The 13,821-nt window shown below is 71.9% G+C and carries 13 protein-coding genes; 2 read left to right on the top strand and 11 right to left on the bottom strand.

The window, feature by feature from the left end:
* Positions 1-42 precede the first annotated feature (42 nt).
* The 6 genes from ACH3VR_RS13365 to ACH3VR_RS13340 form a co-directional block, all read right to left on the bottom strand.
* The gene (locus tag ACH3VR_RS13365) at positions 43-927 is read right to left on the bottom strand and encodes a hypothetical protein (protein WP_397556805.1); all 885 of its coding nucleotides are present in this window, start codon (positions 925-927) and stop codon (positions 43-45) included.
* Entirely contained in the window at positions 924-1,634 is a 711-nt protein-coding gene (locus ACH3VR_RS13360) for a LuxR C-terminal-related transcriptional regulator (protein WP_397556804.1), read from the bottom strand. Before ACH3VR_RS13360 ends, ACH3VR_RS13365 begins: the two co-directional genes overlap by 4 nt.
* Positions 1,622-2,908, bottom strand: a complete 1,287-nt coding sequence (locus ACH3VR_RS13355) for a sensor histidine kinase (protein WP_397556803.1) — start codon at positions 2,906-2,908, stop codon at positions 1,622-1,624. The genes ACH3VR_RS13360 and ACH3VR_RS13355 overlap by 13 nt, the downstream gene beginning before the upstream one ends.
* A 78-nt stretch (positions 2,909-2,986) precedes the next feature.
* Entirely contained in the window at positions 2,987-4,645 is a 1,659-nt protein-coding gene (locus ACH3VR_RS13350) for a cytochrome b/b6 domain-containing protein (RefSeq protein ID WP_397556802.1), read from the bottom strand.
* Between the two features lie 203 nt (positions 4,646-4,848).
* Positions 4,849-5,823 (bottom strand): electron transfer flavoprotein subunit alpha/FixB family protein, encoded by a 975-nt coding sequence (locus ACH3VR_RS13345; protein WP_397556801.1) that lies wholly within the window; start codon positions 5,821-5,823, stop codon positions 4,849-4,851.
* 11 nt (positions 5,824-5,834) lie between these two features.
* Positions 5,835-6,611: an electron transfer flavoprotein subunit beta/FixA family protein gene (locus ACH3VR_RS13340; RefSeq protein ID WP_397556800.1), complete on the bottom strand. Its 777-nt coding sequence runs from the start codon at positions 6,609-6,611 to the stop codon at positions 5,835-5,837.
* 132 nt (positions 6,612-6,743) lie between these two features.
* Between ACH3VR_RS13340 and ACH3VR_RS13335 the strand changes: the two genes are divergently transcribed.
* The gene (locus tag ACH3VR_RS13335; RefSeq protein ID WP_397556799.1) at positions 6,744-7,280 is read left to right on the top strand and encodes a MarR family winged helix-turn-helix transcriptional regulator; all 537 of its coding nucleotides are present in this window, start codon (positions 6,744-6,746) and stop codon (positions 7,278-7,280) included.
* Here ACH3VR_RS13335 and ACH3VR_RS13330 read toward each other — a convergent pair.
* The 4 genes from ACH3VR_RS13330 to ACH3VR_RS13315 all read right to left on the bottom strand — a co-directional run bounded on the left by ACH3VR_RS13330 (position 7,213) and on the right by ACH3VR_RS13315 (position 11,267).
* Positions 7,213-8,346, bottom strand: coding sequence for a phosphotransferase family protein (locus ACH3VR_RS13330; RefSeq protein ID WP_397556798.1), 1,134 nt, complete (start codon positions 8,344-8,346; stop codon positions 7,213-7,215). The genes ACH3VR_RS13335 and ACH3VR_RS13330 overlap by 68 nt on opposite strands.
* Complete coding sequence (locus ACH3VR_RS13325) at positions 8,343-9,527, bottom strand: acyl-CoA dehydrogenase family protein (protein ID WP_397556797.1); 1,185 nt, start codon at positions 9,525-9,527, stop codon at positions 8,343-8,345. The genes ACH3VR_RS13330 and ACH3VR_RS13325 overlap by 4 nt, the downstream gene beginning before the upstream one ends.
* The gene (locus tag ACH3VR_RS13320; RefSeq protein ID WP_397556796.1) at positions 9,524-10,291 is read right to left on the bottom strand and encodes an SDR family oxidoreductase; all 768 of its coding nucleotides are present in this window, start codon (positions 10,289-10,291) and stop codon (positions 9,524-9,526) included. The genes ACH3VR_RS13325 and ACH3VR_RS13320 overlap by 4 nt, the downstream gene beginning before the upstream one ends.
* A 199-nt stretch (positions 10,292-10,490) precedes the next feature.
* On the bottom strand, positions 10,491-11,267 hold the full coding sequence (locus tag ACH3VR_RS13315; protein ID WP_397556795.1) for an enoyl-CoA hydratase: 777 nt from the start codon (positions 11,265-11,267) through the stop codon (positions 10,491-10,493).
* A gap of 101 nt (positions 11,268-11,368) precedes the next feature.
* Here ACH3VR_RS13315 and ACH3VR_RS13310 point away from each other — a divergent pair, with 101 nt between their 5' ends.
* The gene (locus ACH3VR_RS13310; RefSeq protein WP_397556794.1) at positions 11,369-12,427 is read left to right on the top strand and encodes a hypothetical protein; all 1,059 of its coding nucleotides are present in this window, start codon (positions 11,369-11,371) and stop codon (positions 12,425-12,427) included.
* An 83-nt stretch (positions 12,428-12,510) separates the two neighbouring features.
* On the opposite strand, the gene ACH3VR_RS13305 is transcribed toward ACH3VR_RS13310, so the two are convergent.
* Positions 12,511-13,683 (bottom strand): acyl-CoA dehydrogenase family protein, encoded by a 1,173-nt coding sequence (locus ACH3VR_RS13305; RefSeq protein WP_397556793.1) that lies wholly within the window; start codon positions 13,681-13,683, stop codon positions 12,511-12,513.
* Positions 13,684-13,821 lie beyond the last annotated feature (138 nt).

Genomic DNA, 13,821 nt, shown 5'->3' with positions numbered 1-13,821 from the left:
AGAGCCCGGCCGATCGGCCGGGCTCTTCCCTTTTTCACCGAGTCATCCGGCCCGCAGCACGGCTTGCCCCGCCGACACCTCGACGCGGATGGTGCTGTCGGCTCCCGGCACCGAGCCGAGCTTGTTGTCGAGCTGGCCGGCCGAGACATCGCTCGTCACGTCGTACTCGCCCTGCGGCACGGTCAGCCGCGCCGACCCCGAGCTCACGTCGAGCTCGACCGAGCTGGGCTGCTGTCCGCTGAAGTCGGCGGTCAGCGAACCCGCCGACACCGAGAGCACGGCCTTGTCGATGCCTTCGAGGTCGAGCTCGCCGGTGCCCGCGCTGATCTGCGCGTCGATCGAGTCGGCAGAGCCGGCGATCGTGGCACGGCCCGCACCGAGGTCGAGCTGCAGGTCGCCGAAGTCGCCGTCGGCGTTCAGCTCGCCCGCCGCGAGCGACAGGTCGGCGTTCGCGCCCTCCATCGCCTGCGGGAGCCGCAGCACCGCGTCGCTCCGCGCGCCGAAGATCCATCCGTTCCAGAACCCGTCGCTGAACCAGCCGGACGGCGTCGAGACGGTCAGGGTGTCGTTCGAGGAGTCGAGGGTCCAGCGGTCTGCGCCGGACGTGCCGGTCACCTCGAGCTCGGCGTCGGAGACGTCGGCGTAGACGATCCGCAGCGACCCGGCCGACACGTCGACCTTGAGGTCGTCGACGCCTGAGACGTCGACGGTGCGGGTGGTCGTGTGGATGGATGCCGCCGCGATCGTCGTGAAGATCGCCGAGATGACCGCGCCGAGCACGACGAACACGCCGAACACGATGAGGAGGATCGCGACGACCCGCGACGATCCGCGGGTGGGCGGGCCCGCCGGCGGCTGCCACGACGGCGGCCCGGGAGGGGGCGGGACGTCGGTGCCTGCGGGAGGCGGAGTCATCGTGGTGCTCATCGGTTCGCTCCTGTCTGCGGCGTCGTGCCGCCGGGGAAGGTCTGCTGGGGGGCCTGCGCCCCGCCGTGCTCGAGGTGGGCGAGCGCTGCGAGCACCCGCCGATTGCCGGACTCGTCCTGTTCGAGGTCGAGCTTCTGGAAGAGGGAGGTGACGTGCTTCTCGACGCTGCCCTCCGAGATGAAGAGGGACTTCGCGATCGCCTGGTTCGACTTGCCCTCGGCGATGAGCGACAGCACCGCCCGTTCGCGGTCGGTGAGGCGCAGCATCCGCTCGTCCCTCGTCCGCCGGCTCAGCAGCTGTGCGACGACTTCGGGGTCGAGCACCGTCGCACCCGCGCCGATGCGCTCGATGGCCTCGAGGAAGTCGGCGACGTCCGCGACGCGGTCCTTCAGGAGGTAGCCGAGAGCCCCGCCCTTCGCCGCGATCAGGTCGGACGCGTACCGCTCCTCGACGTACTGCGACAGCACGAGGAGGGGAAGCTGGGGCTGGGTGGCCCGCAGCGCGAGCGCCGCGCGGATGCCCTCGTCGGTCCACGACGGCGGGAGCCGCACGTCGAGGATGCAGAGCTCGGGGGACGACTCCGAGGCGACCTCGTCGAGCCGCGTCGCGTCGGGGAGCGCTGCGACCACCGTGTGGCCCGCGTCCTCGAGCACGCGCACGAGTCCTTCGCGCAGCAGCGCCGAGTCCTCGCAGATCAGGATGCGCATGGGATGCTCACCTCCACCGTCGTGGGTCCGCCCAGAGGGCTGTCGATGCGGGCTTCGCCGCCGGCCGCGATGACGCGGTGGACGATGCCGTCCAGGCCCCCGCCCGGCATGACCCGGGCGCCGCCGATGCCGTTGTCCTCGACGCGGGCCCACAGCGTGTTGCCGTCGCGGAATCGCGCCACGACCCGCACCTCGGTGCCGCGGGAGTGCTTGGCGGCGTTGGTCAGGGCCTCGGCGATCGCGAAGTATGCGGCCGCCTCGGTCTCGCGGCTGCACCGTCCGTCGAGGCGCACGTCGAGGTGCACGGGCACGACTGAACGGGCGGCGAGCGCAGAGAGGGCGGCGTCGAGTCCGCGGTCGTCCAGGACGGAGGTGTGGATGCCGCGGGCGAGCTGCCGCAGCTCGGTGATGGCCGCCTTCGTCGAGGTGTGGGCCTCGGAGATGAGCTCCTTCGCGGCATCCGGATCGCTGTCGATCTTCTGCTGGGCGAGCCCGAGCGTCATGCCGACCGACACGAGCCGGGGCTGCACGCCGTCGTGGAGGTCGCGCTCGATGCGCGTGCGCTCGACATCGGCAGCGTGCACCGCACCGGCGTGCCGCACGCTCGAGGCGCGGGCGGCCTCGGCGGACGTGCGCGCCTCCTCGGCCAACTGCGCCTCTCGCGAGGGCACCATGATGGCGCGGCACAGGACGCCGTGCAGCAGCGCGAGGCCGATGATCGCGGCGATCGAGACGATGGCGGCGAGGATGCCGACCGGCACGGTCCACGCGACGGGGAACTCGAGCCCCGTGCGGGCGAGGGGCACGGTCTCGCTGCGCGCGTAGAGGGGGGCGAAGGCGAGCACGATGCCGGACGACATGACGCCGAGCAGCAGCACGACGATCCACCCGAGGATGGTCGACACCGCGAGGTTCGCGATGCCGCGCCATGTCGCCGGGTCGATCGTCTGCAGCCACAGCGTGCGCATGAAGCCGCCGAAGCCGGGGCGGCCGCTCGTGCGCAGCCGGCGCGGGGGCAGGCCGAAGTCGTAGAGCCCGTCGACCCGCGCCGCCTCGACCCACGCGACGGCGAACAGCGCGTACAGGAGCGCGAGGAGGAAGACGACGCCGATCAGCAGGACCGGGAGGAGGCCGAGTCCGAGACCCAGCAGAGTGAACAGCACCGTGAAGACGGCGGGCCCCAGGATGCCGAGGGCGGCCAGTTGGGCGACGGCTCCGGCGACGCGGGGCGGCGACGCGATCGATGGTGCGGGGGCGGGGGTGCCTGAGGTCATGCCTCCAAAGTAGGACCGCGCCCTCGCGGGCGCGCCAGAGGCATCCGGAAGCTTCTCTTCGGGTTATCCCCCGGTCGCCTACCGACCGGAGACCTTGCCGAACAGCCGCGCGATGGGGGCGAGCACGAGCGGGCGGGCGGCGATCCAGCCGGCGGCGATCACGACGAGGCTGGCGGTGAAGATCCAGAACCCGACCCAGTTGACGGCATCCTGCGACGCGTACATGTGGTTCAGGTTGCGCAGCGCCCCGGTCGCGAACACGAGCGTGACGTGCACGATGATGAACAGCACGAAGTAGAGCATCACGGGGAAGTGCACGGCGCGCGCCCACTCGACGTTGTAGGCCTTGCTGAGCCGGACGGCGTTCTTCGGCCACACGTGGCTCATGCGCACGCCTGTGATGATGGCGAGCGGCGCCGCGATGAAGACGGTCGCGAAGTACGCGAGCTGCTGCAGCGAGTTGTAGTTGACCCAGCCGTTCTCGGTCGGCCAGTCCAGTGACACGTACTGCAGCGCCGCCGACAGGGCGTTGGGGAAGACGGTCCAGCTCGTGGGCACGATCTTCATCCACTGGCCTGTGACGAACAGCAGCACGATGAAGATGACGCCGTTGACGATCCACAGCACGTCCAGCGCCTGGTGGAACCACAGCGTCAGGCTCATCTTGCGGCGCCCGTTGCTGCGCGGCGACCAGAACACGCTCGGCCGCTTCTCGGAGCGCACCGTGAGCCCCGACCGGATGATCAGCACCATGAGGAACACGTTGAAGAAGTGCTGCCAGCCGAGCCACGGCGGGATGCCGACGGGCGCGCCCGCGGGAAGCTCGTACTCGCCGGGGTAGGTCGCGAGGAACTCCTGCATCCCGGACAGGCTGAGCAGCCACCGCGTGAACAGCACGACCATCCCGGCCGCGAACAGGAGCCCCGCGCCGCCGACGATGACCGCGCCGGCCCACTGGCCCTTCGTGAACGGTCCGATCCGCGTCGGCTCGGGCTTCGGCTCGGGGCGGACCTGCGCGGCGGCGCCGGGCCAGACGGTGCGGGTGAACGGCAGCGGCGCGCGCTCGGCCACCTCGGTCCCCGAGCTTGTCGAGGGGTGGGATGCCACGACCACGACCGCCGTCTCGGCGGGCGCGTCGGCGGATTCCGTCACCTGAACCTGAGTGGGCTCGGCCGTGCGCGGGAGGCCGCGGCGCACGGGACGCTCGGGTGCCGCGTCCTGCGGGGTCGCGGGCTCGGAGGCCGCGTGTTCCGCCACCTCAGTGGTCGCGGGCGCAGCCGCGGCTGTCGCCGTTGCCGCCGTTGCGGCGGCGCCCGCCGTTGCGGCGGCTGCCGCCGTTGCGGCGGCGCGGGTCGCGGATGCCGAGGGCCAGGCCTCGCCCCCGGCGACGCGCGGGAGGCCCCGACGCAGATCGCCGCCTTCCCCCGCGGCGATCTGCGGGTCGGCTGCGGCGGCACCCGCAACCTCCCGCGGGGGAACGACAGGCGTCGGTGCTTCAGCCGCGGCGATCTGCGGGTCCGCGGCGGCTGCACCCGCAACCTGCCGCGGGAGAACGGGCTCGGCGACCGCCGCAGGTCCAGCCCCGTTGCCCGAAGGCCAGGGCTCGCCGCCCGCGACGCGGGGAAGGCCGCGGCGGAGCGACGTTCCGACACTCCTCGCCGGTGCGGAGTTCGACGCTTCGACAGGCTCAGCGACCGGGTTGGGGTCGGCGGCCGCGGGCGGGTTCGTGTCGGTCACCGCCGAAGCAGGCGCCGCGACCGCACCAGGCGCAGCGGCCACGGCAGCCGCAGCCTCCCCCACGGTCCCCGAGCTTGTCGAGGGGTCGAGCTCCGAATCCGCGACAGACTCCGAGCCGTCGCCACCATGAGCCGGCCATGCGTCACCGCCCGCGACGCGAGGCAGACCGCGGCGCACAGACCCCGTGAAAGTCGCCACCGCCGCTAGGCCTTCTTCGCCTCGAGCGCCGCGATCAGCTGCGGCACGACGGTGAACAAGTCGCCCACGACGCCGAAGTCGGCGATCTCGAAGATCGGGGCATCCGCGTCCTTGTTGATCGCGACGATCGTCTTGGCGGTCTGCATGCCGGCCTTGTGCTGGATCGCGCCCGAGATGCCCAGCGCGATGTACAGCTGCGGCGACACCGAGACGCCCGTCTGCCCGACCTGGTACGACTGCGGCACGTACCCCGCGTCGACCGCGGCGCGCGAGGCGCCCACGGCGGCGCCGAGCACATCGGCGAGCTGGTCGACGAGCGCGAACTTCTCCCCCGATCCCAGGCCACGGCCGCCCGAGACGACCTTCGCCGCTCCGCGCAGCTCGGGACGCGACGAGGCGACGACGGCTTCCTGGACGGAGTCGACGGATGCCGCGGGCCGGCCCGACGCCGTGACGGTAAGCGCCTCGACCTCAGGGGTCTGCGCCTCGGCGCGGGCGTCGATCGAGCCCTGCCGCACCGTGATGACGGGGGCTCCCCATGTGACGGCGGAGTCGACGTTGTACGCGCCGCCGTACACCGAATGATGCGCGACGATGCCCTCGGCGTCGCGCGAGACGCCGACGGCGTCGACCGCGAGGCCCGAGCGGCTGCGGGCGGCGTAGCGTCCCGCGACGTCGCGGCCCTCGATCGAGTTGGACACGAGGACCGCATCGGGCCGCACGAGATCGGCGGCCGCCGTGAGCGCGTCCACGCGCGGCACCGTGAGCAGGGACGCATCGCCCTCGGCGGTCAGCACGACGGCGGCTCCCAGGTCGCCGGCCTGCGACGCGAGGGACGAGGCATCCGCCCCCACGATCACCGCGACGGGTGTGCCGACGGATGCGGCGGCGCCCAGCAGGCCCGCCGAAGACTTGGCAAGCTCGCCCGAGGGCGTGACATCCAAGAGGACCAGGATCGAATCCGCAGCGAACTCCGTCATGTCGCCCTCCCTCACGCGAGCCGGTTCTGGATGAGGAACTCCGCGAGCTGCTCGCCCGCGTCGCCCTCGTCGACGATCTTGACGCCCGCCGTGCGCGGCGGTTTCTCGCTCAGCCCGATGACGATCGAGTGCGACGCGGAGTGATCCTCGGCCTCGACCTGCAGGTCGGCGAGCGACAGCGTCTCGAACGGCTTCTTCTTGGCCGCCATGATGCCCTTGAAGTTCGGGAACCGCGCATCGGGCAGCGCCTCGGTGATCGAGATCACGGCCGGAAGCGTCGTCGACACCGACATCGTCGCGCCGTCCGACGCGCGCTCCCCCGACACCGTGCCGTCGCCGATCACGACGGAGTTCAGCGCCGTCACGCTCGGTACGCCGAGCAGCTCGGCGACCATCGCCGGGATCACCCCGCCCGAGCCGTCGGTCGACAGATTGCCCCCGATGACGAGGTCGAAGCCGACCCGCTGCAACGCCGCCGCGAGCACCTCGGCGGTCAAGCCCAGATCCGCCCCGAGCAGCCCTGGGTCGACGACCTGCACGGCCGACGCGGCCCCCATCGCGAGGCCCTTGCGCACCGTCGCCGTCGCCGACTCGGGAGCCATCGACAGCACGACGACCTCCGTGCCGTGGTTGTGGTCGGCATAGGACAGCGCGACCTCGAGCGCCCGCTCGCCGATCTCGTCGATCACCGCCTCGCTCGCGGCGCGGTCTGCCAGTCCCGTCTCGAGGCTGAGCTTGCGATCCCCATAGGTGTCCGGGACTTCCTTGACCAGGACCACGATCTTCATAGGCTTTCGCTCCTTCTTCGTGTCGAGTCTATGCGGCGGGCGCGAAGCGCCCCTCCCCGCGATGCGCCCGCCGCAGCGGCTTGTCGCGGGGCTGTCGCGCTACCGTGGAGATCGCGAGGAGGGAGGCGCCGCATGGCCCGTTCCGGACCGCTCCCGATCGACCCGATCGCCGAGGCGAAGCGCCAGTGGGTCGCGCACGGGTGGACGGATGCCGCCGCCGGCATGTCGGCGGTGACGTCGATCATCCGCGCGCAGCAGCTCATGTTCGCGCGCATCGACGCCATCCTGCGCCCGTTCGACCTCTCGTTCGCGCGCTTCGAGCTGCTGCGGCTCCTCGGCTTCACACGCACGGGGCGGATGCCGATGGCCAGCGCCATCGCGCGTCTGCAGGTGCATCCGACGAGCGTCTCGAGCACGGTCGACCGCCTCGTGCGCGACGGCCTCGTGCTGCGTGAGCCGCACCCGATCGACGGCCGCGCCGCGATGCTCGTGCTGACCGATGCCGGTCGCGAGCTCGTCGAGCGCGCGACGACGGCGCTCAACACGGAGATGTTCGAGGACCCTGGACTGTCCGCCGCCGACACCGCCGAGCTCGTCGGCATCATCGCGCGGTTCCGGAAGGACGCGGGCGACTTCTCGGATCCCCGGCCGGCGCCGGATCCGCTGTGACGCCCGCGACCCGCGCCGCTTCGCGCAGCAGGGCGGGGACTCCGCGCTCGAGCGTGGGGGCGAAGGCGTCTCCGGGGCGCTCGCCGTCGAGCCAGCGCGTGTGGATCGCCTCGCAGAAGACGGCGGCCTTCCACAGCGCGAGCGTCTGATACCACTCGAGCGCACGCACGTCGGCGCCCGTGCGATCGACGTAGCGCGCGACCAGCCCGGTGCGGCCGGGGAACCCGGAAAGACGCGTGACCGGTGTCAGCTCGAGGGGCGTCGTGGCGGCCCCCGGCTCTGCGTAGGTCGCGACGAAGTAGCCGAGATCGGCGAGCGGATCGCCGAGCGTCGCCATCTCCCAGTCGAGGATCGCCTCGACGGTCGCGGGCGCCTGCCTCCGGAACATCAGGTTGCCGATGCGGTAGTCGCCGTGCACGACGCTCGTGCGCGCCGACGCCGGCAGGTTGGCCCCCAGCCACCCGGCGAGCGTCTCGACGGCGGGGATGTCGCGCCGCGAGACCGTTCCCCATAGCGACGCGAAGCGCTCTACCTGGCGCGCGAGATAGCCCTCCGGCCGGCCGAGGGTCGCGAGCGGCGGGACTGACACATCGACGGCGTGCAGGTCTGCGAGCGCATCGATCGTCGCCTCGGCGACGCCCCGTCGCTCGGTCTCGCCGTCGAGGGCGGCGGGAAGCGCATCGGTGATGACGTCGCCGTCGAGGTGCTCCATGACGTAGAACGGCACGCCGAGCACGGCGGAATCGTCGCACACCGCGAGGATCTGCGGCACCGGGATGCCGGCATCCCGAAGCAGCCGCTGCACCCGCGCCTCCCGCAGCATGTCGTGGGTCGTCGGCGGCAGCGGCGGCCGCGGGCCGCGCCGCAGCACGAGGCTGCGCGTTCCGACGTCGATGAGGTACGTGACGTTGGAGTGTCCGTCGCCGATGCGCCGCCAGGCGCGCACGTCGTCGCCCAGTCCCGTCTCGGCAAGGTAGGCGGCGAGCGCGTCGAGCACCAGGAGCGGCGGATGCGGCATCCCCTCCGCCTCCGCACGGGTCGCGGCGACGTCGGGGTCGGCGGTCACGGGGTCACCACGTCGAGCCGGGGCGCACCCGCCTGCACCGCGCGCTCGCGGGCAGATGCCGCGCGCCGCGCGATCGCCCAGCGGTGCGACTCGCTCGAGCCGTCATAGATGCGGAAAGGCCGCACCTCGTTGAGGAACTGGATGAGGGGCAGCCCCGAGCTGACGCCGTCGCCGCCGCACAGCTGCACGGCACGGTCGATGACCCGGAAGACAGCCTCGGAGCAGTGCACCTTCGCGATCGACGACAGCGTCGACGCGGCGCGCGTGTCGCCGGAGTCGACGGCGGCAACGGCGGCGTCGATCATGGCGTCGGAGGTCGCGAGGTCGATCTCGCTGTCTGCGATGAGCGCCTGCGCGACGCCGAGGTCGCGCAGCCGCTCGCCGAACAGCTCGCGGCCGTTCGCGCGGTCGAGAGCCGTGTCGTGCGCGCGGCGCGCAAGCCCGAGCCAGCGCATGCAGTGCGTCAGGCGCGCGGGCGCGAGCCGCACCTGGGCGTAGCGGAAGCCCGCTCCGGGCTCGCCGAGCACGTCGGCGTCGGGGACGAAGCATCCGTCGAACGTGACATACGGATGCCCGCCGCCGATCGCCGACTCGATCGTGCGGATCGACGGGCCGACGGTGATCCCGGGGGCGTCGAGGCGCGTGAGGAGCATCGTGGCGCCGCCCACCTCGTCGGTGCGCGCCATGACGATCGCGAAGTCGGCCGTCTCGGCGCCCGAGATGAAGCGCTTGCGGCCCTCGATGATCCAGCCGCCGTCGACGCGTCGAGCCGCCGTCGCGAGTGCGGCCGGGTCGCTGCCTGCGCCGGGGTGCGGCTCGGTCATCGCGAAGCTCGACCGCTGTTCGCCGCGCACGAGCGGGGCGAGCCAGCGCTCCTTCTGGTCGTCGTCCGCGACGAGCTCGAGGAGCCGCATGTTGCCCTCGTCGGGCGCCATGCAGCCCAGGGCCGCCGCGCCGACGGGCGAGTAGCCGGCCTCCTGGAAGACGCGCGACCACTGCGTGATCGGCAGTCCCAGGCCGCCGTATTCGACGGGCGCGTGCGGCGCGTACACGCCGGCATCGCGCGCGGCGTCGCGAAGGCGCTCGAGCGCGTCGGAAGCGATGCTCTCGCCCCAGCCCGGCTCGGCCGGCATGACGACCTCGCGCACGAAGGCGCGGGTGCGCGCGACGAGATCGGTCATGCCGTGCCGCCCGCCGCGAGCAGGCCGCCGTCGAGGGTGAGCGTCTGGCCCGTCATCCACGACGACTCGTCGCCGCACAGGAACGCCACGGTGCCGGCGACGTCATCGGGCAGGCCGAGGCGGCCGAGCGGATACGTCGCCGCGACCTGGTCTTCGCGGCCCTCGTACAGCGCGCGGGCGAAGCGCGTCTTGACGACCGCCGGCGCGACGGCGTTGACCCGCACGCGCGGTGCGAGCTCGACCGCGAGCGTCGCCGTGAGGTGCGCGACGGCGGCCTTGCTGATGCCGTACCAGCCGATGCCGGGTGCAGGGGTCAGGCCGCTCACCGATGAGAGGTTGACGACGGCGCCGGGGCGCTCGCCGGCGCCGAGCCCGTGCCGCAGCGCCTCCTGCGTCCAGGCCAGCGTGCCGACGACGTTGACCTCGAGGATCTTGCGGGCGGCGTCGAGGTCGAGGTCGCGCAGCGGTCCGTAGACCGGATTGATGCCCGCGTTGTTGACGAGGATGTCGAGGCCGCCGAACTCGGCTCGCGCGCGGCCGAGCGCTTCGGCGCGATGCGCGGGGTCGTCGGCACCCCCCGCGACGCCGATCGCCGTGCCGGCGGGGAAACCCGCGACGACCTCGGCGAGCGCGTCCGCATGGCGCGCCGTGAGGCACACCGACGCTCCGTCGCGGGCGAGCCGCTGCGCGATGGCGAGTCCGATGCCCCGGCTGGCGCCGGTGACCACGGCGACGCGGCCGGCGAAGGGCGGGTCTGCACTCATGTCGTCTCCTTCGATCGACTGATTCTTCAATCCTGCGCCGAGCCGAGGGGTTTCGCCGAGACGAGGCATCCCGATCCCCCGTCTCGGCGGAATCCCCTGCCTCGTCGAAACAGGGGATGCTCGGCGAGGCCCCGGGCGCCGCTCTCGGTCTCGCCGAGAACCCTGGGGTTCGGCGCGCGGCGGAGTGACGGGGGTCGGGTCAGCGGTTGGTGAACTCGGGCGGGCGCTTCTCGCGGAAGGCGGCCATGCCCTCCTTCTGGTCGGCCGTGTCGAACAGCGACGCGAAGACGTGGCGCTCGAAGCGGAGGCCCTCGGCGAGGGGCGTCTCCATCGCGGCGTCGAGTGCAGCCTTCGCGGCGTAGAGCGACGGCAGCGACTTCGACGCGATCGTGTCGGCGACCTTGCCGACCTCATCGAGCAGGTCGGCGGCGGGGACGACGCGCGAGACGAGTCCCGCGCGTTCGGCCTCGGCGGCATCCATCGTGCGCCCCGTGAGGATGAGGTCAGCCGCCTTGTAGTAGCCGACCGCCCGGATGAGACGCTGCGACCCGCCCATGCCCGGCATGACGCCGAGGTTGATCTCGGGCTGCCCGAACTTCGCCGTGTCGGCCGCGATGATGAGGTCGCACATCATCGCGAGCTCGCAGCCTCCGCCCAAGGCGTAGCCCGCGACGGCCGCGATGACGGGTGTGCGGACGGCGGCGAACGTCGTCCAGCCCCCGAAGTGGTCGCCCATGAGCATGTCGAGGCCCGACTTCGCCTCCATCTCCTTGATGTCGGCGCCCGCGGCGAAGGCGCGCTCCGACCCCGTCAGGACGATCGCGCCGATGCCCTCATCGGCGTCGAACCGCGTCGCGGCGTCGACGATCTCAGCGCACACCTGCGTATTGAGGGCGTTGAGCGCCTCAGGGCGGTTGATCGTGATCCAGCCGACGCGTCCTCGCGTCTCGACGATGATCGTTGCGTAGTCGGTCATGGTCCTCATGCTTTCACCTCTGCAGCCCGTCGATCCGGCCGCAGCCCGAGCGGAGGGCTATCATGCCGCTCAGGCGGGTCTCCTTTGGGGAGGGGGCGTTCGTGAACACGGGTCCACAGACGCATCGTCGCGCCGTGATCACGCTCGCGTTGGCGGCCATGTTGGCGACCGGCTGCTCGGCGCAGGCGGCGGACCCGCCCGCGAGCCCGACCGCGACAGACGCCCCCGCAGTCGAGGGCGTGACGGCGGAGGCCGAATTCCAGACGGATGCCCCGACCGGGACCTTCGTCGAGGCCGACGGCGCCGTCTGGCTCTTCACGCGGAAGGGAGTCACCCGCGTCGACTCGAAGACGAACGAAGCCACCGACATCCCCCTGCTCGACGCCGACGGCAACGAGGCGTCGGGAGACTACGGCCCGTTCGGGGCCGTCGGCTTCGGCTCGCTGTGGGTCAGCGACTTCCCGAACGACGAGATCCGCCGGTATGCGATGACGGGAGGCCGCCCTACGCAGATCATCCCCTCGCCGAACTCGACCACGATGCTCGTCCTCGGTGACGACCTGTGGGTCGCGCATCATCTCGACGGCACCGTCACGCGCCTCGATCCGACCTCGGGCGAGGTCATCGCCACGGTCGCCGTCGGGAAGGCGCGGAAGGGCGGACCGGAAGGCCTCGCGGAGCTCGACGGGAAAGTCTGGGTGTCGGTCGAGAACGAGGGCTACGTCGCGGGGATCGACCCCGCCACCGATGCCGTCATCGGCACCATCGACGCGCTGCCGCCCGCCACCCCGTGCGGCGACATCGGGACGATGGGCACCCGGCTGTACTCCGCGGCGTGTCCGCGGGAACACGCCCTCGCGGTCGTCGACACGGCATCCATGTCGCCCGTGGGCAGCCTCTCGTTCGACGGCGTGGTGCTCGCGCCCGCCGCGATCGGCGACGGCCTCTGGCTGTGCGTCGCTCGCCCCGCGAGCGGTCCGTGGACCGAGGGTGAGGTGACCCGGCTCGATCCCGAGACGCTGGAGGTGGGCGCGACGAAGACCGTGACCGGGGGCGCCCCCGTCGCGATCTTCTCGGCGGGCGGATCGGTGTGGGTCGCCGTCGAGGAAGGCGAGGCCGACACGGCCTGGCTGCTCCGGCTCCCGAAGACCGACTTCTGAGCCCTTCCGCGAAACCATGCCCTCGTACGCGAAACCACCGACGCGAACAGGTGGTTTCGCGTACAAGGGGTCGTTTCGCGGGGTCAGGAGTGCAGCAGCTCGCGGCCGATGATGACGCGCATGATCTCGTTCGTGCCCTCGAGGATCTGGTGCACGCGCAGGTCGCGCACGACCTTCTCGATGCCGTAGTCGGCGAGGTAGCCGTAGCCGCCGTGCAGCTGCAGCGCCTCGTTCGCGACGCGGAAGCCCGCATCGGTCGCGAACCGCTTCGCCATGGCGCACTGCATCGCGGCGTCGGGGGCCTTCGTGTCGAGGGCGAGCGCGGCGTCGCGCACGAGGGCGCGGGCAGCGCGCAGCTCGGTCGCCATGTCGGCGAGCGCGAAGACGACGGCCTGCTTCTCGGCGAGCGGCTCGCCGAACGTGAAGCGCTCCTGCACGTACTGCAGGGCGCGGTCGAGCGCCCATTGCGCACCGCCGAGCGAGCACGCGGCGATGTTGATGCGGCCGCCGTTGAGCGCCGACATCGCGATCTTGAAGCCCATGCCCTCGCCGCCGAGGATGTTCTCCGCAGGTACGCGCACCTCGTCGAGGATGACCTGGCGCGTCGGCTGCGCCTTCCAGCCCATCTTCTCCTCCTCCGGCCCGAACGAGAGTCCGGGAGTGCCGTCGGGCACGAGGAAGGCGCTGATGCCGCGCGCACCGGGCTCGCCGGTGCGGGCCATGACGATGTAGACGGATGCCTCGCCCGCGCCCGAGATGAACTGCTTGACGCCCGTCAGCACGAACTCGTCGCCCGACCGGATCGCGCTCGTCGTGATGGCGGCGGCATCCGATCCGGCACCGGGCTCGGTGAGGCAGTACGACCCGACGTCGCGCATCGTGACGAGCCGCGGCAGCCACTCGTGACGCTGGGCCTCGGTGCCGTACGTGTCGATCATCCACGCGACCATGTTGTGGATCGTGATGTAGGCGGCGATCGCGGGGTCGGCCTTCGCGAGCTCCTCGACGATCGCGACCGAGTCGGACCGGGACAGACCCGATCCGCCGACGTCTTCCCGGATGTAGAGGCCACCGAGTCCGAGCTCTCCGCCGGCGGCGAGCGCCTCGCGCGGGAAGATGTGCTTCGCGTCGCGCTCGAGCGCCTGCGGCGCGAGCTCTGCGGCGGCGAACTCCTGCACGGCCTCGAGAATGGCGGCGCGCTCGTCGGCGGTCAGGGTCTGGTCGTGTGCTGCGGCGACCGGGATCTCCATCGTCATTGTGCGACTTCCTTTTGGGACGGCTTTGTCACTGTGATCAGTTTACATGGAAGTCCTACTATCTGAGAGGACTCCCGCTGAATGCACAGCCGGCACAGAGCGGAGGGCGCCGCCCGCGATGCGGACGACGCCCTCCTT

The organism is Microbacterium alkaliflavum (assembly GCF_044325405.1).
Lineage (GTDB): Bacteria > Actinomycetota > Actinomycetes > Actinomycetales > Microbacteriaceae > Microbacterium > Microbacterium alkaliflavum.
Note: the sequence above shows the minus strand (reverse complement) of the source record. Positions and strands in the feature narration are given on the sequence as shown.